General features: G+C 58.6%; 12 protein-coding genes. 7 read left to right on the top strand and 5 right to left on the bottom strand.

Annotation, left to right across the window (positions count from 1 at the left end):
- Positions 1-38: 38 nt before the first annotated feature.
- Positions 39-401, bottom strand: coding sequence for an arsenate reductase family protein (locus AC3RLQ_RS30780; RefSeq protein WP_493032848.1), 363 nt, complete (start codon positions 399-401; stop codon positions 39-41).
- Between the two features lie 160 nt (positions 402-561).
- Positions 562-1458: an RluA family pseudouridine synthase gene (locus tag AC3RLQ_RS30775; RefSeq protein WP_493038789.1), complete on the bottom strand. Its 897-nt coding sequence runs from the start codon at positions 1456-1458 to the stop codon at positions 562-564.
- 112 nt (positions 1459-1570) lie between these two features.
- Between AC3RLQ_RS30775 and AC3RLQ_RS30770 the strand changes: the two genes are divergently transcribed.
- From AC3RLQ_RS30770 to AC3RLQ_RS30755, 4 genes are all read left to right on the top strand, one after another.
- Positions 1571-3988, top strand: coding sequence for a serine/threonine-protein kinase (locus AC3RLQ_RS30770; RefSeq protein ID WP_493032846.1), 2418 nt, complete (start codon positions 1571-1573; stop codon positions 3986-3988).
- Between the two features lie 169 nt (positions 3989-4157).
- A complete protein-coding gene (locus tag AC3RLQ_RS30765) occupies positions 4158-4853 on the top strand; it encodes a Shedu anti-phage system protein SduA domain-containing protein (protein WP_493032844.1) in 696 nt (231 codons plus the stop codon).
- Positions 4854-5423: 570 nt separating this feature from the next.
- Positions 5424-6182, top strand: coding sequence for a PEP-utilizing enzyme (locus tag AC3RLQ_RS30760; protein WP_493032842.1), 759 nt, complete (start codon positions 5424-5426; stop codon positions 6180-6182).
- Positions 6172-6984, top strand: a complete 813-nt coding sequence (locus AC3RLQ_RS30755; protein ID WP_493032840.1) for a TIR domain-containing protein — start codon at positions 6172-6174, stop codon at positions 6982-6984. The genes AC3RLQ_RS30760 and AC3RLQ_RS30755 overlap by 11 nt, the downstream gene beginning before the upstream one ends.
- A 111-nt stretch (positions 6985-7095) precedes the next feature.
- On the opposite strand, the gene AC3RLQ_RS30750 is transcribed toward AC3RLQ_RS30755, so the two are convergent.
- Both AC3RLQ_RS30750 and AC3RLQ_RS30745 read right to left on the bottom strand, forming a co-directional pair.
- A complete protein-coding gene (locus AC3RLQ_RS30750) occupies positions 7096-7485 on the bottom strand; it encodes a hypothetical protein (protein WP_493032837.1) in 390 nt (129 codons plus the stop codon).
- A gap of 925 nt (positions 7486-8410) precedes the next feature.
- A complete protein-coding gene (locus AC3RLQ_RS30745) occupies positions 8411-8851 on the bottom strand; it encodes a DUF5069 domain-containing protein (protein ID WP_422320330.1) in 441 nt (146 codons plus the stop codon).
- A 661-nt stretch (positions 8852-9512) separates the two neighbouring features.
- Between AC3RLQ_RS30745 and AC3RLQ_RS30740 the strand changes: the two genes are divergently transcribed.
- Both AC3RLQ_RS30740 and AC3RLQ_RS30735 read left to right on the top strand, forming a co-directional pair.
- The gene (locus tag AC3RLQ_RS30740; protein ID WP_493032834.1) at positions 9513-12734 is read left to right on the top strand and encodes a PVC-type heme-binding CxxCH protein; all 3222 of its coding nucleotides are present in this window, start codon (positions 9513-9515) and stop codon (positions 12732-12734) included.
- Between the two features lie 86 nt (positions 12735-12820).
- Complete coding sequence (locus AC3RLQ_RS30735; protein WP_493032832.1) at positions 12821-14938, top strand: hypothetical protein; 2118 nt, start codon at positions 12821-12823, stop codon at positions 14936-14938.
- A 2-nt stretch (positions 14939-14940) separates the two neighbouring features.
- On the opposite strand, the gene AC3RLQ_RS30730 is transcribed toward AC3RLQ_RS30735, so the two are convergent.
- Positions 14941-15660, bottom strand: coding sequence for a hypothetical protein (locus AC3RLQ_RS30730; protein ID WP_493032830.1), 720 nt, complete (start codon positions 15658-15660; stop codon positions 14941-14943).
- A 103-nt stretch (positions 15661-15763) separates the two neighbouring features.
- On the opposite strand from AC3RLQ_RS30730, the gene AC3RLQ_RS30725 reads away from it, so the two are divergent.
- On the top strand, positions 15764-16540 hold the full coding sequence (locus tag AC3RLQ_RS30725) for an SDR family oxidoreductase (RefSeq protein WP_422320334.1): 777 nt from the start codon (positions 15764-15766) through the stop codon (positions 16538-16540).
- The last annotated feature ends 42 nt before the right edge of the window (positions 16541-16582 follow it).

Raw genomic sequence — 16582 nt, 5'->3', positions numbered from 1 at the left:
ACCTCACCCGCACATCCCAGCACCTGCTGGCGCCCCCCTCATTTCCCCAAAGCCGCCTCCCACTCCCCCTCCTTAAACCCCACAAGGAACACCTTCTTCCCCGCATCCACCGCAAACGGCCGCTTCACCAGATTCCCATTCCCCGCCAGCAGCCCCAGCGCATCCTCCGTGCTCATCCCCGGCAGCGTGTCCTTCAGCCCCAGACTCCGGTAGTCCATCCCCGACACATTAAAAAGCCGCCGCAGCTCCCCACCCTGCGCCCCCAGCATCCCCTTCAGCTCTCCCACCGACGGTGGCGTCTCCCGGATCGCCATTTCCTCAAAAGCAATCCCCCTACCCTTCAGCCACTTGATCGCATTCTTGCACGTGGAGCATCCAGAGTAGGCGTAAACTTTGAGCATAAAATAAAAGAGAAAAAGGCTGTGTCTTGAGTCACCCAACGAAGCGCCGATTCACACAAAGGAAAAGCAAAACCACTCCCCTCTTCCCCATTCCATTGCCAAAAAAAGCCCCCATTCGTCATTCGTCATTCGTCATTCGTCATTCGTCATTCGTCATTCGTCATTCGTCATTCGTCATTAGTTTCATCCACGCCCCATATTCCTCCGGCACCTTCGCCTCAAACGCCATCGGTTTGTCGTTGATCGGATGGTTAAACGAAAGCTTCCACGCATGCAGCATCAGCCGCGGCACCTGCACCCGCTGCTTCGCCGGATTCGCATAGATCGGATCCCCCAGGATCGCACACTGCAAAGACTCCCGCATATGCACGCGGATCTGGTGCGTCCGCCCCGTCAGCAGTCGGCACTGGATCAGCGCGCAGCCCTCGTCCACCGCCAGCCGCTTCCACTCCGTCACCGCATTCTTCCCCGCCCCGTCCAGCAGATTGCTCATCCGCTTTCGGTCCACCGGATGCCTCCCGATGCTCGTCTCGATCCGCCCGCTCTCCTCCTTCGGCACCCCGTTCACCACCGCAAGGTAGATCTTCGAGATCCGCCTCTCTGAAAACGCCTCCGTCAGCCGCCGGTGCGCGATGTCATTCTTCGCCACCACCATGCAGCCGCTCGTATCTTTATCGAGCCGATGCACAATCCCCGGCCGCATCTCCCCGCCGATCCCGCTCAGATCCTCAATGTGGTGCAGCAGCGCGTTCACCAGCGTCCCGTCCGGATTTCCCTCCGCCGGATGAACGACAAGCCCCGATGCCTTGTCCAGCACTACGATGTCGCTGTCCTCATACAAAATCGTCAAAGGAATGTTCTGGGCCTTGATCTCCACTTCCGCTACATCCGGCACCGTGAGACTCACCGCATCCCCGCATTTGAGCGTAGCCCCCGCCTTGACCGCCTTCCCGTTCAGCGTTGCGTGTCCCTCCTTGATCAAATCCTGCAATCGCGAGCGCGACATATCCGGCAAACGCCTCGCGAGGTGTTTGTCGAAACGATCTCCTATATCCACTGTTTCACTGATGAGCCAATCCACCCTATAAACTCAACATTCGAATTAATAAGGCAAACTGTAATTTCTGGCATATCGAATGCGTCCCTGCTACTGACAACACCCGTCCCCCTTGATTCTCGCCCCTCCAGAACAGTCCTTTTTGAGCACCTGCCCGGTGTGTCAGAAGCAGATTGATGTCACCTCCCTGGAGCCCTTCACCAAGCTCAAGTGCCCCTTCTGCGGCCAGATGGTCCGCGTCCGCCGCCGCTTCGATCAGTTCATGATCGTCCGCCAGATCGGCGAAGGCGGCATGAGCCGCGTCTTCGAAGCCGAAGACGAAACCCTCGGCCGCCGCGTCGCCCTCAAAATCCTCAACCGCCAGTACTCCCGCGACTCCATCCGCCTCGAGCAGTTCCGCCGCGAAGCCCACATCACCGCCAATGTGACGCACCCCAACGTCATCAAGCTCTACTCCGTCGGCTATGACCAGGGCTACTTCTACATCGCCATGGAGCTCGTCGGCGGCGGCTCCCTCGAGCAGCGCATCCGCCGCGAAGGCCACCTCAAAGAAGACGAAGCCCTCCGCATCGGCCGCGAAGTCGCCGAAGGCCTCCGCGCCGCCCAGCAGCTCACCCTCATCCATCGGGATGTGAAGCCCGCCAACATCCTCTTCACCGAGACCGGCACCGCCAAAGTCGTGGACTTCGGCCTCGCCCTCTTCGTCGATCGCGGCGGCGATCAATCCGGCGAGATCTGGGCCACCCCCTACTACGTCGCCCCCGAAAAAGTCATCGAAAACAAAGAAGACTACCGCAGCGACATCTTCTCCCTCGGCGCCACCCTCTACCACGCCATGACCGGCAATCCGCCCCACAAGGCGGACACCGCCGCCATCGAAGACCTCCGCCGCATCAAGTCCAAGCGCGTCACCCTCGGCGAATCCGGCCTCCGCTTCTCCCCCCGCACAGAGCACGTCATCAATGGCATGCTCTCCTTCAATCCCGAAGACCGCTTCGCAAACTACTCCGAAGTCGTCGATGAAATGCGCCTCGCCGAAGGCCTCCTTGATCGCGGCAGCGTCCGCCGCCGCCTCGTCAATCGCCGCACCCGCCTCATCGGCCTCATCGCCGCCGCCATCATCATCGCCTACGGCATGGGCTGGCTCCTCCGTGAAGGCGGGGAGCGCCGCAATGTCCGCGCCATCCAGCTCGCCACCGCCAATGAGCGCGAGCTCGATGGCGCCGGCGTCACCCTCACCGCAGACAAGGCCAACAAAAAAACCGTCTCCGAGCGCTTCACCGAAGCACGCCAGGCCATGCTCGAAGGCCGCCAGTACGCCACCGCCGAAGACAAGTTCATCACCCTCGCCAAATCCAAAGACGTCCTCCAGCCCACCGCCAACTGGGCCCGCTTCAATGCCGCCCTCTGCAGCATCATGCTCGATCGCAAAAAGGACGCCGCAGAACAGTTCGCCAAGCTCGCCACCACCCCGGATCTCAACGGCCTCGCCCCCTTCTTCGCCAAAATCCAGGACCGCATGTCCCACGACTTCGGCCTCGGCACCCCGCTCCACGCTCTCGACTACAAAACCGACAACGAAGAAATCCTCGGCTACCTCGTCCACGGCCTCGCCGAATGGCACTTCGGAGACGCCCTCCTCGGCGCCCAGGAGCTCGAGCACTTCCAGCAGCATCTCGCCGATACCAAAAAACCCCCCGCAGACGCCTCCGCAGCCACACTCGAATGGCTCACCCTCTACAGCCCCCTCGTAGACCGCTACAAGCCCGACTTCGCCCTCGTCCGCGGCGCCCTCCAGCCCAAGCGCTCCGGCACCATCCCAGAGCTCCGCACCGCCCTCGCCGAAGTCCAGCAGGTCCGCAAAAACCTCAAGACCAGCGGCGCCTTCCTCCGCTTCATCACCGACCTGGAGACCAGCTACCAGCGTGAGATCTCCAGCATGACCCTCGAAGAGCAGCAGCGCCAGATGGAGGCCGACAAAAAGCACCGCCAGGCCGACCTCGAGCTCCTCGCCGAAGTCAACGCCCTCGTCCCCTCCCTCGTCCAGGGCTACGACTACACCCGCGCCATCGATCTCCTCAGCGGCACCCGCCTCCAAACCGCAGACGTCCGCACCGCCCTCGACGGCCGCCTCTACCTCTACACCCAGTCCCGCGACTTCATCCGCCAGCTCACCGCCGATCTCGCCACCAAAGGCTGGACCGGCACCATCACCCGTCGGGAAGGCGGCCAGCTCACCGGCCGTATCACCTGCAACACCGCCGGCACCCAGATCAGCGTCACCCTCGATCGCGGCACCCTTACCCTACCCTTCGAAAGCCTCACCCCCGAGACCCTTGTCGAAATCGCCCAATCCCTCGGCACCCAGGTCACCGACTCCACCGACTACTACCGTCGCCAGGAAAACACCGCCGCCTTCGCCCGCCTCACCGGCCTCACCCAGCTCTCCACCACCATCGCCGCCCAGCTCATGGAAGAGAATAGCTCCTTCCGCATGCGCTGGATGAAAGTCATGGCCGCCGGCATTTGAGGTCCCCTTTCCCCACTGGGAGCGCCGGTTTTTAACCGGCTCCGGCTCAGCGCCCAGCCACACCCAGCGGCAAAAATCCCCACAGGCAGTCGCGAAGACGCCAGTAAAGTGGTCCGCACACTCCGTGTGCGGTTTCCGCCAGTTCGCGCAAGTCGCGCTCGAAAAGGTGATGAAGCGTTTCTACGGCGAAAGCGAAGAAAAGGTGGAGACCGTCGCCTCCGTTATTCTCGACGCCTTCGAGAAAGACGAATACTGGCTGGTGCTGAAGCAAATCGACGAAAGCAAAGGCGGCGATGTTGAGACCTTCGCATCCGCGTTGGAGGTGTTCGGATTACTCGACATGGCAGTCATGGCGAATCAGGCCAAGAGCCGGCTAAAAGTCCTAGACGACTTGGACGACTTCGTTCGCAACCCTGCCACGCTCGAGAAAAACGTCCACAGTGTCATTGAGCGGAACCTCTGGATCCTCGGCTACGACCATTCTCTCATCTCCTCAAACAAGACACTCGCCCGCACCATTGAGGAATACACCTCCGCGAAATTCACTGGCGACCGTGCTTCTAAACGTCCCGATTTGTTCCTCGCCAAAAACCTTAGAGGCGGGTATCTGCTAATCGAGTTCAAGCGGCCGTCCAAGGATATTGACCGGCAGGACCAACGCCAAGCGCAGGAATACCGCGATGAGCTCGAACCGAAATTCGGCCAGATTGAAATACTACTTCTGGGCAAAGGGCGTGATGTCACCGCCACTGCTCAAAATGATCCGCCTCGCCTTCAAGTATTTAGCTATGAGGCAGTCATTAGCGAAGCGCGCACGCAGTTGGATTGGCTTCTCTCAGAACTCAAGGCAAACAACTCGGACTAGCAGATGGCAAACGCGAAAACGCATATTCTCAATGATGACAGTCCGTTGCCTCCTGCTTGGCGGCGGTTCTTCCTTGAGCCATTTCTGATGCAGAGACTCCGTAAAGCGGGCCTGCCCGTAGTTCGTTTCGCCATTACCACTCCGGCATTGTATCGCGACTTCCGAAGGACGGGAAAAGTCGCGCGAGCAGTGGCAGAGCACCTGCTTGAAAATCTTCTCAGAGACAACACTTCTCAAAGTAGAAGCACTATTGTTCGATGCCCATTCTTGGACGTCGACGCCCCACTGCCCGAAGCTGCTACCGTCAACCTGAACGCAACTGCTATCCTAGGTGTAATCGAGTCCTTTTTCCGTGCATGGAATAACGAAAGTTTCGAATATTATAGAACTGCGAAAAGCGTTCCCGAGAGTGTGCATCCAATCCTCATCTTGCATAGAGGTTGCGGAACAAGCGGATTAGCCTTCAGCAGGTCACCAAGGACCGGAGAAAGAAGCAACGAATCAAATTGGGAGGGTAATCTAGTAGGCGCAATAAGCCGATTGCCAACGGAGACGAGTAAAGCGTTGCGAATGTCAGAGATGTTGCTTCACTACCCGGTTGCACTTACGGTCAATAATGTTACGCCAAAGAAAACTCTAACGATTTGCGGCGTTCAGCATCTTAAGTTGACTGCAGAATGCTCCCTTCGCGCATTGATTGAGATGCTTCGAGACGGCGAACTTACAGTTGCTGATTTTTTGTCGCAGATTGATATTAGCTGGTTCCGAGGCGCAACCAGCTTTCGAGTTATTCCGCCCTCATTCAAGTGCATGGGACTTCCGGTAGGTGCTGGAGTAGCATTCGCACCAGCATATTTGCGTCCTCCTTCGGACAGCGAAATTCCACGTGGGGGCATCTTTGTTGTCACCGAAGTTTCACCCGAAGATCTTCGCATGATCATTGCTTCTCAAGCGGTCGTCTCGACACGCGGCGGAATACACAGCCATGCTGCTCTTGCGTGCCGCCAAATGGGAATACCTTGCGTTGTGGGTGTGACCGCTCTTGAAATTGACTATAGCTCAAGGACTATCCGGTCTTGTGCCGGGTCGGTTCCTGAGGGAACTTTATGTATCCTGGACGGAACGACCGGAGAGGTGGCGTTTTTGGTTGGGGGGGTAGACACTATTACGGTTGCCAAAACAATCGTTAGGAGTACTGCCGAACATCTCAGAACATTGCGCACACTCTTCGGCAGAATACTCAGTCGTCACGTAAACCGGTTCGCCGGGCACAATGCTGAGGTATTGAGCGAAATTCAATCTCTCTTCGACCTTCTTGATGAGCCTTAATGTTCTAATCGTCGAAGACGACGCCTTGTTCGCTGCTGATTTACGTCAGGCACTACGACGTTTGGGACACAGTATTCGTGTGGCCGGGTCCCCATCAGCAGCAAAGCTCGAAATCAAGAGAACTAATTTCGATATCGCCCTGATAGACTTGATGCTTCCTCCGGACTTCAATCGGTCAGGAATTGAGGTGTTGAGAATGGTCCGAGAGAAATGCGGTGGCACCCATGCCGTGCTCATGAGTACAAAAGAGTCACAGGTAACTGAAATTGTCGCGGATGCGATGGTTCAAGGTGCATCATATTTTTTCGACAAGAACAGCCAGAGCTGCATTTCACGAATCACAGACCACGTCCAAATAATCGAAATCACCATGAAAGAAAACGTATTTGTCAGCCACGGACATGATGAGATCGCGAAACTAAAAGTTAAGGATTTTTTGATTTCTCGACTCGGAAAGCCGGCGATAATTTTATCCGAACAAGCCAGCAGGGGACTCACAGTTGTTGAAAAACTTGAGGCGGTTAGCTCGCGCTGCTGCTTTGCAATTATTCTGCTGACGAAGGACGACGCAACTCGTGACGGAGGAATGCGGGCGCGGCAAAATGTCATTCATGAGGTCGGTTTTTTTCAGGCCAAGTATGGAAGGGAAAAAGTCCTCCTACTTTGCGAGAGGGGTGTCGAAATCTTCTCCAATATTTCCGGCATAGTTCGTTTGGAGTATGAGTCGGGGCACATCGAAGAAGCTTTCGAGGCAATTCGTGTGGAACTCGAAGCCGCAGGTTTAATCAAGAGAACTGTTTGACTCTTCCCGTTGCTGAAACCAAAACCCCGCATCCGCCGTCACGCCGCCGCGAACCAGCACTCTCCGGAACTTTTAACCTGAAACTTTAAACCTTAAACTCCGCCCGTTCAGCTACATCAAGAAAATATCCGCCTCCGGATAAGTAGCCGCCGCCAGCGCCGCCCACAGCGGATCACCGATCACGATGACCGCCGTCATCACCCCAAACGCCGGCAGCCGATGGCTCAACGGCAGATAGCGCACCCCCGACGGATCATCCTCCATTTCCCTTTGATTCGAGCGCGCCACATACGCATAGCCCTCTTGATTCAAATGCTGGGCCAGCTCCAACACCTTCTCATCCGGCACAGTCGCCGCTCCCACCGAACCCGGCGCCACGATGAGAAAATTCCGATACGATGACTGCGTTTTCGCCTCAGGCTCAGACTCAGTTTCGGAATCAGCAGAAGCACGCGCCGCGAAAACCTGCAGAGCCTGGAGCATAGGAAGAGAAGTATTCATGGGAATGAGAGGTTCGAATCACCAGCAGCCGCTCGTCATGAGCCAGCATCAGTCACTCTTCGCATCCCATCAGCAATTGGCCGGGTCGAAAACACAACCTCAACCTCCTCCTCTTTTTCTGAGACAAACCCCGCTCAGACATTCCTCATCAACATCAGTCAGCAGTTCAAATCCCATTCTCCATTCCTCTGCCAATTCATTCCCCTGCCAAAAACAAAGCCCCACACCCACCTCCCATCACCACCGAATCCGGCATTTTCCGACTCCCATTATCAGCGTCTTACTCGTCCTCCGAAGCTTCAGCGAAGGAAGGATCAGCGGTTAAAAAATCCTCTCCATCACTGAGCACTCCCGCACACCAACACCCTCCGGAATCAGTCATTTTCGCGCCTCTCCTGTCCTTCGTAGCTTTAGCGAAGAACGGATTGCGGCCATCCCTCCGGCTCCTCAAACCCACCACCGCGTTGACAGCACTACGCTTGCTTCGGTTCCGTGTATTCAGTGTATTCCGTGGTCACTTTCCAGCCAAAAACACCCCCCAGTCTCCCAAGCCCCGAACTCAGCCCATTCCTCTGCCAATCCATTCCTCTGCCAAAAAAACAAGCCCACACCCACCTCCCAGCACCACCGAATCCGGCATTTTCCGAGTCCCATTTTCAGCGTCTCATTTTCAGCGTCTCATTAGCGTCACATCAGCGGTTAAAAAACCCGTTCCATTCACTGAGAACACCCGCACTCCCCCACCCTCCGGAATCCGTCATTTTTGCGCCCCTCCTGTCCTTCGTAGCTTTAGCGAAGAACGGATTGCGGCCATCCCTCCGGCTCCCCAAACCACCGTCAACCACCGTCAACTCCCCTCAAACAAAAACCCCGCCTGCCTCACGACAAACGGGGTTCTCAAAACTCACTTCAGCCGCTTCGCAGCTTACTTGATCTCCTGAGCCCAGAAGATGTGCCAGTCGTCCAGATTGTTCAGATCCACCGCACCTGGGTTCACACTGCCGTCATCCGCGATGCCATCCGCATCCAGAATCGTCTTGCGCGTCTCATCGCTGTGGATGTAGCCCGAAATCGCCTGGTTGTGCTTGAAAATATTGCCCTTCGTCAGGTTCACACCCGGCTGCGCCTTCACCCAGCTCTCAAGCTGCGGATAGCTCGGCTTCGTCGCGATGAACGTCCTGAACGTCTCGATGTTGATGCCCAGCGCATCCAGCGTCATCTGGTCATACCCGCAGCCGATGCCCGGATAATCAGCATGCAGTTTGCCCGCAGCAGCCAAAGAAGCCTTCTGCCAGAGGCGCGGAAGATGAAGAACACCGAGAGGGCCGGCGATGCCGGAACTGATAAGAGGAACGATCTGACTCATGGATAAGATTTGGGTTGGATTTAATTCAATGACATTCGCGACTGCGAAAGAGCCTCCAATTTAGGAGGCCCCGCGCAGCAGCATCAAGAACAAACGCATCAGCCAGGTTTTTTGAACGCAAATATCAAAAAATGAACTGCGAATTTTCACGAATCCTAACGCCCCCATCCCCATTTCAAAAAATTCGCGGCCCTTCGCGCCCATTCGCGTTTGCCCCCCTCCCTCCTCCACAAAATCTTTCTGCCCTTTCCCCCTCTTTCCCTCCACTCCAGACCTCTGAAATGATTTTACCCCCCATTATTCTACCTCAATTCCGGCCATCCACCTCCGCCCCTTTGCGGCAAACGTACGTCCCTCCCCCTCCTCTCCAACCACTCCGAAATCATAAATCATAAATCGTAAATCATAAATCCCCCCACGTTCCTCCCTTTCCAGTCACTCTTTTCAGAATCAATCTCTGCGGTGTAAAATCAGTGGATCCGCCCCCGTCCTCCGCTCGAAAAGCCCGCCTTCATTTTTGGCCCTTTTTTGCGCCTCTTTGCGGCCATCCCCTCCGTTCACCTTTTGCCCCCACGTTCCCCACCCTGTCCTTCGTAGCCTTTGGGGCGAAGAAAGGATTTCGGCCAACCAAATTCTGCTCCACAGATCGTAACCCCCTTTCATGAAAAACCTCTGTCACCTCGCCCTGGCCGCACTGCTCGCCCTCCCATGCCTCGCCGCTGACGAAACACCCGCCAAGACCAGAGCCAAGGCACCCAAGGCCGCGCCCATCAAATCCCCCCTCGAACTCCACCGCTGGTCCGGCACCCTCAACGTCCCCGACCCCGTCGCCGTCACCGTCGATCCCCAGGGCCGCATCTACGTCTCCGCCACCACCCGCCGCAAAGTCGCCGACCTCGACATCCGCGAGCACACCCAGTGGATCCCCGACGACGTCGCCCTCACCAGCGTCGAAGAAAAAGAAGCCTTCCTCAAACGCGAGCTCGCCCCCGGCAAAACACGCCTCCCTCGCGGCGGCCTCGCCGACCACAACAAAGACGGCTCCATCGACTGGAAAGACCTCACCGTTCACAGCGAGCGCATCTACCAGCTCCGCGACACCGACCACGACGGCACCGCCGACAAGCTCACCGTCTTCGCCGAAGGCTTCAACAGCGTCGTCACCGGCATCGCCGCCGGCATCCTCTATCACGACGGCTGGGTCTACGTCACCGTCGCCCCCGACCTCATCCGCCTTCGCGACACCAACGACGACGGCATCGCCGACGAACGCGAAATCGTCGCCCACGGCTTCGGCATGCACATCGCCTACGCCGGCCACGACATGCACGGCCCCCGCATCGGCCCCGATGGCCGCATCTACTGGAGCATCGGCGACAAAGGCGTCAACGTCACCAGCAAGGAAGGCAGACACTTCTACTACCCCCACGAAGGCTGCGTCCTCCGCTGCGAACCCGACGGCACAAACTTCGAAGTCTTCGCCCACGGCCTTCGCAACATTCAGGAAATCGCCTTCGACAACTACGGCAACATCTTCGGCGTCGACAACGACGCCGACCTCCCCGGCGAACGCGAACGCTTCGTCTACATCACCGAGCGCAGCGACTCCGGCTGGCGCTGTAGTCATCAATATCAAAAAGAAGCCAGCCGCTGGATCCGCGACGGCATCTGGCAACCCGCCCATCCTGGCCAACCCCTCTTCATCACACCCCCACTCGCCAACTACTCCAACGGCCCCGCCGGATTCATCCACGAACCCGGCACCGCCCTCGGCGCTTCATTGCGCAATCACTTCATCCTCGATCAATTTCCCTCCGGTCAGATGACCGCCTTCCAGATCGTCCCCAGTGGCAGCACCTTCAAGATGCAGAACGAACGAGTCATCCACTCCGGCCTCATGGGCATCGGCCTCGCCATGGCCCCCACCGGCGAGCTCATCATCGCCGACTGGGACGGCGGCTACCCCCTCGATCAAAAAGGCGCCATCTGGTTCGCCGACGACCCCACCGGCAAAAACAGCACCGAGCGCCAGGAAACCAGCCAACTCCTCAACTCCGACAACCTCGACGCCACCCACCTCTCCCACCCCGACCAACGCGTCCGCCTTCACGCCCAATTCACCCTCGTCAAAAAAGGTGATTACACCGTGCTGCAAAAAATAGCACACGACAAAAAGGCCGCCCAACTCGCCCGCATCCACGCCATCTGGGGACTCGGCCAGGGCATGCGTTCTGGAAAGGTCGATACCGCAACTCTTTTGCCCCTGATTGCGGAATCCGACACAGAGATCATCACCCAAGTCCTCAAAATGCTTGGCGATGTCAAAACCTCCGGCGCCCCAATTATTCCGCTCCTTGCACATCCTTCCCAACGCGTGCGCTTTCACGCCGCCATTTGCCTCGGCAAGCTTCAAGAAGCCACCGCTGTCACCGCCTTGCTAAACCTTGCCCCCAAGGAAAGCGCCGATCCCTACATGCGCCACGCCATCGTCACCGGCCTCGCCGGCTGCGCCGATGAAGCCACCCTCGCCTCCCACATCAACGACAAGCAGTCCCTCTGCTGCCTCCTTGCGCTCGCCCGCCAAAACTCGCCACGCGTTGCCGATTTCCTCACAAATCCGACCCTAGCCCCCGAAGCCGAACGCGCCATCCACGACGACACCGGCATCCCCGCCGCTCTCCCCAAGCTCACCACCCGCCAGACCCCTCGCGGCCTCAACGCCTGCCTCCGCCTCGACATCGCCGAACCCATCATCAAAACCGCATTACAGCGCAACCCGCTGCAAGCAGAAGCACTCGACGTCCTCCTCACCTTCACCAATCCCCCACGCCTCGACCGCATTGACGGCATGGCCCACGACACCGCGCCACGTGATGCCACCGCCTTCGCCTCCCTGCTACAACCCCACCTCGACGCCCTCCTCGCCATCCAGGACGGCACCCTCAAAGCCAAAGCCGTCGAACTCCTCACCCAGCTCCAGCTAAAAGTCGCCGCCCCCGTCCTCCAGCAGATCATCTCAGATTCCACCGCTCGCGCCACATTGCGCGCAGAAGCACTGAAACTCATGGCCTCGCAGCACGCTGCCACACCCGAGTTCGCCACCACCCTCGATCTCGCGCTCGCCAAAACCTCCCCCGCCGAACTCCGCCGCGAAGCCCTGCGCCAGCTATTCACCCACCAGCCCGACCGCGCCATCACCGAAGCCGCCGCCGTCCTTGCCAACGGTGACACCACATCGCAGCAACTTGCACTGTCTCTCCTTTCCACGTCCAAAGACGACACCGTCATCACCCAGTGGCTGGACCGCCTCATCGACAACAAAGCCCCCGCCGCCATCCAGCTCGACATCCTCGAAGCCGCCGCCACACGCGAATCTTTGAAACCCAAGCTCGCTTCCCTGCAACTCAGTGCATCTGAACTCCTAGAAGGCGGCGACGCCACCCGCGGCAAAGACATCGTCACCAACAACATCGCTGCCAACTGCATCGCCTGCCACACCATCGAAGCCAAGGAAGGCAGCCAGGTCGGCCCCAACCTGAAAACCATCGGCAGCCAGAAAGACCGCAAATACATCCTCGAATCCCTCCTCAATCCCCTCGCCCAGATCGCTCCCGGCTTCGGCCTCGTCTCCATCACCACCAAAGACGGCAAATCCCTCTCGGCCATTTTGGGGAAAGAGGACGCAAAACAAGTCACTTTACGCCTGCCTGATGGAAAAACACAGACAGTGCCCCGCGACCAAATCGCCACCATCACCCCACCCATGACCGTCATGCCCCCCATGCTCGGCATCCTCACCAAACCCCAAATCCGCGACGTCGTGGCCTATCTGGCAGGATTGAAAGGGAAGACCAGCAAGAAAGCGGTGGCTCCATCTCATTGAAGCTCAAGCAGGGAGCAAAGCACTCCCATCAGCCTGCGAGTTTTTGATTGCTCCGCAGATGCCGCTCATGCCAGCATCGCGGAGTTATGAAATGCCTGCTCACCATTCGCACCCTCTCTTTTGTCCTTTTCAGCTTGGTGGCAGTCATGCCCCTTTCAGCGCAACAAGTGGCAAAACAGGGTCAGGAAGCGCAGGGAGAATGGTCGCTGCGCGTTTACCGTTACCCGTCCTCGGAGTTGCTCGGCGGCTTTGTCTCCAGCGAACAGGGGCAGCTCACGGCACCCGCGCTTCCCGCAGGCAATGCGAGTGCGGAAGATGTCGCCAAATTCCTGCGGCGCTCTCATTTTGTCATCGACCAGCATCTGAAAATGATGGGCGTAACGCTGCCGCCAGGATCGCTCGCCGCATTCGACCCGAAAAACAAAACGCTGGCTTTGCGCAGCACCGAGCTGACGCATCAACGCATGGCGGCGCTTGCTGCACAAGCCGAGCGCGCCATGCCCAAGCTGGTGAGCATGAATGTACAGATCATCGAGGCGGAAGCGACCGCCGTAAACGAGGCGGTCAAGCAGGTGAAGGCGCAGGCGGACCACGCCGCCGCTTGGACCGCGCTGGATGCGCTGGTCTCCCAGAAAAAGGCCAGCTATGTGGGTGATCTGCGCATGGAAACGAAGAGCGGCAACCGTGCGACGATGGTGCGTGGAGAGGGGCGCACCTATGTCACTGAAATGACGGTGGATGAAACACGGCGCTCCAACATCGCCATGGAGGAACGTGGTGCCGGCACTCGCCTGGAACTGGAGCCCACCATCGGTGCCGATGGCGAGACCATGGAGCTGACCTATTCTCTGGAGCATCACTACCGTACGCCGCAGGAGCATTGGGACAAGATCAGCGCCACTGGTGAGCGGGTCGTGGAGACTCCGAACATTGATTTTTACAACGCCCATGTGACCACCGGCATCACGTTGCTCGGGGGCATGACCAAGCTGCTTGGCATCTGGAAGCCCGAAGAGGTCGCGGAGCCGGAGCGCGCCAGTCATCTGCAGGCCGCATTTCTGAAAGCCCACATCGTTTCGCTGCTGCCGGCCTTGGACAGGCGGGTGGAGCAATTGCTGCGGGAGGAAGGCGAAAAGATTGAGAAGACCCCCACCGCGCCGCCGCCAGAACCACCGGGTGCCACGAAGGGCATCATCACCCGCAGTTTCCACATCACCGAAGAGTTGCTGACGATGGGAGATGCAGCCGGTGGAGCACCTGCCGCCGCCGCCGATCCTTTCGCGGCAGGCGGAGCTCCGGCAGCCCCGATGGCAAACGAAGCACGGCTGACCATGCGCATCACCGCCGTGGAGATTCTGAAGTCCAAGGGCATCCCCTTTCCTGAAGGTTCCTCCGCCAACTACAAACCCAGCACTGGTGAACTTCTGGTGCGCAACACGCCGGAAAACATGAAGCTGGTGGAGGCCTACATCTCCTCCTTGAAACTCCATGCGCCGCACAATCTCGCGACAACTATGCACATCATTGAGGCGGATGCCGCCACCATCCGCAGACTGGTGGCAAGCACCGCCCCCACCACGGACCACACCACTGCATGGCAGGAGGTGGAGCAGGGCATCGCGCAGAACAAGATCCGCCTGCTGCGCTCCGCTTTTCTTGAGTCCAAATCCGGCATGCGCAGTACTTTTGAATCCGGCCGCGAGCTTGTGTATGTCACTGAAACGTCCAGCGGCGCGCAGGAACATTCTACCAACACCAGCAACACTCCGGGCGGCAATGACAAAGATGCGAAGCCCTCGCAGACGAGCATCAGCAACGTTCATGTCTCCAATGTCGCAACGCCACACTTTTCATCCGCCGCTGAAATGCGCTTGGTAGGACTGCGTTTTGAAATGGAGGGAACTGTCGGCTACTCCGAGCCGGACGCAGTCGAACTCAGCACCGTCATCAACTATGACTACACCAGCCCGGTGGTCACCGATTCTTCCGCACAGCCGGATGCCAAAACGATTCGTCCTTTAAACCACAGCATTCAGTTTCACCGGGCCGAATGCACCGTGAGCACCACCTTGGCCAGCGGCACCCATCGTCTGCTGAACGTGTGGAAACCTGAGGGGACACCTGAATTTGAGAAGGCTGACGTCCTCCAAGCAGCCTTCCTGAGCATTGACATCGTGCCGGTGGAACGCGCAGCAAAACCCTGACATCACATCGGCCCCGGCGGGCGCTCTTGTTCCAGCATTGGAACAGGCGGTACAGAGGGTCCACCGGAGCCTTTGCCGAGGCGACCGCTGTAGAGGTCGATGGCGCGCTTGGCGATGATGTCGATCACGGCTGGTTGCAGAGTGCGGGCGGCGACGTTGGAGACGGCCATGCCGGCCCACATGATGGGGGATTTGAAGCGCAGCACCTGCCAGTAGGGCAGCAGGCGTTTGTACCATTTGTTCGCCGTCTGCAGTTTTTCGTGTTTGGCGATCTTGTGGGTCATTTCCCAGGTTTTCAGCGCTGTGCTGGCACTGACATCCACGAGGCGGCCAATGGAGCGCGTTTGCAAAAAGTCCGCCACATCCATGGCAGCAAGGTGCACGGCGCGGGAGAACTGGCTGAGACCCGGGGCCAGCAGCGCCTCCTGCTTGCCGGGATGGTAGATGGCCGCGATTTCGCGGACCAGCTTCGGCACTTCATCCACCAACGGCGGCAGCCACTCGGGGTTGAGGTTCTTCTGCCAGCGCAGGCGGTTTTTACAGGCCTCGACGGCTGCATGGGCTTTTTCGTCCGCCAGACCGCATTCGGGATAGACGAAACTTGCCAGCGCATGCCGTGCCGCGCGGAGATCGGCGGCGAAACGCAGCAGCTTCCAGATCACAATCGAGGCTGCGCCGATGAGGACGCCGGCAAGGAAGGTCAGGATGTGGCCCCAAGGCATGCTCGTACCGGAGAGCACCCCGGGCAGGGTGTCAAGATGACGAAAGTGGCGAGACAGCCTGCTTGCGGCGGCGGGATGACACGCCATAGATGCGCCCCACACCATGTCCTCCATTTTCGAACTCTTCTCTCTTCAAGGCAAAACCGCTGTCGTGATCGGCGGCACAGGCGAACTCTGCGGCGCCATCGCAGAAGGCTACGCATCTGCGGGTGCGGAGGTCGTGCTCGTCGGGCGGGACCAGTCCAAGGCCGACAAGCGTTTGGAGACCATTCAAGCCGCAGGCGGACAGGCCTACTTCGTTTCCGCTGACGCCAGCCGCAAAGCCGACCTGCAAATTTTGCTGGATCAGGTGCTGGAGCGCTCCGGTGGCTGCCACATTCTGATCAATGGTGCCGGCGTGAATTCTGCGACGCCGTTCCTCGATATTCCCGAAGAGGAATACGACCGGATCATGAACATCAACACTAAGGGCGTGTTTCTCGCCTGCCAGGTGTTTGGCAAATACTTCGTGGATCACAAGATCCCCGCCTCGATCATCAATCTGGGCTCCATGTCCGGCCTGCTGCCGCTGAGCCGTGTGTTCACGTACTCCATGTCCAAAGGTGCGGTGCACAATCTTAGCAAGAACCTTGCGCGTGAATGGGCCCCTCTTGGCATCCGCGTGAACACCTTGGTCCCCGGCTTCTTCCCTGCCGAGCAGAACAAGAAAGTACTCACGCCTGACCGCGTGGCGAAGATCATGGGCCACACGCCGATGAACCGCTTTGGCGAAGCCAAGGAACTTGTCGCCGCGGCTTTGCTGCTCGCGGGTGCAGGCAGTTCCTTCATCACCGGCCATGAGATGGTGGTGGATGGCGGGTATTCGTCGCAGACGATCTGAGATTTGAATCCCTCGCGATAGAATCGCAAAAACGCCCCGTTT

Source organism: Prosthecobacter sp. GW821-HT29F12, from assembly GCF_058803405.1.
This window is presented reverse-complemented; position numbering and strand designations above follow the sequence as displayed.

Bases quoted from the DNA above. Each gene is read 5' to 3' on its own strand.
- AC3RLQ_RS30745 (WP_422320330.1), bottom strand. From the start codon at position 8,851: ATGAGTCAGATCGTTCCTCTTATCAGTTCCGGCATCGCCGGCCCTCTC.
- AC3RLQ_RS30750 (WP_493032837.1), bottom strand. From the start codon at position 7,485: ATGAATACTTCTCTTCCTATGCTCCAGGCTCTGCAGGTTTTCGCGGCG.
- AC3RLQ_RS30755 (WP_493032840.1), top strand. From the start codon at position 6,172: ATGAGCCTTAATGTTCTAATCGTCGAAGACGACGCCTTGTTCGCTGCT.
- AC3RLQ_RS30730 (WP_493032830.1), bottom strand. From the start codon at position 15,660: ATGCCTTGGGGCCACATCCTGACCTTCCTTGCCGGCGTCCTCATCGGC.
- AC3RLQ_RS30735 (WP_493032832.1), top strand. From the start codon at position 12,821: ATGAAATGCCTGCTCACCATTCGCACCCTCTCTTTTGTCCTTTTCAGC.
- AC3RLQ_RS30740 (WP_493032834.1), top strand. From the start codon at position 9,513: ATGAAAAACCTCTGTCACCTCGCCCTGGCCGCACTGCTCGCCCTCCCA.
- AC3RLQ_RS30725 (WP_422320334.1), top strand. From the start codon at position 15,764: ATGTCCTCCATTTTCGAACTCTTCTCTCTTCAAGGCAAAACCGCTGTC.
- AC3RLQ_RS30780 (WP_493032848.1), bottom strand. From the start codon at position 401: ATGCTCAAAGTTTACGCCTACTCTGGATGCTCCACGTGCAAGAATGCG.
- AC3RLQ_RS30760 (WP_493032842.1), top strand. From the start codon at position 5,424: ATGTCAGAGATGTTGCTTCACTACCCGGTTGCACTTACGGTCAATAAT.
- AC3RLQ_RS30765 (WP_493032844.1), top strand. From the start codon at position 4,158: ATGAAGCGTTTCTACGGCGAAAGCGAAGAAAAGGTGGAGACCGTCGCC.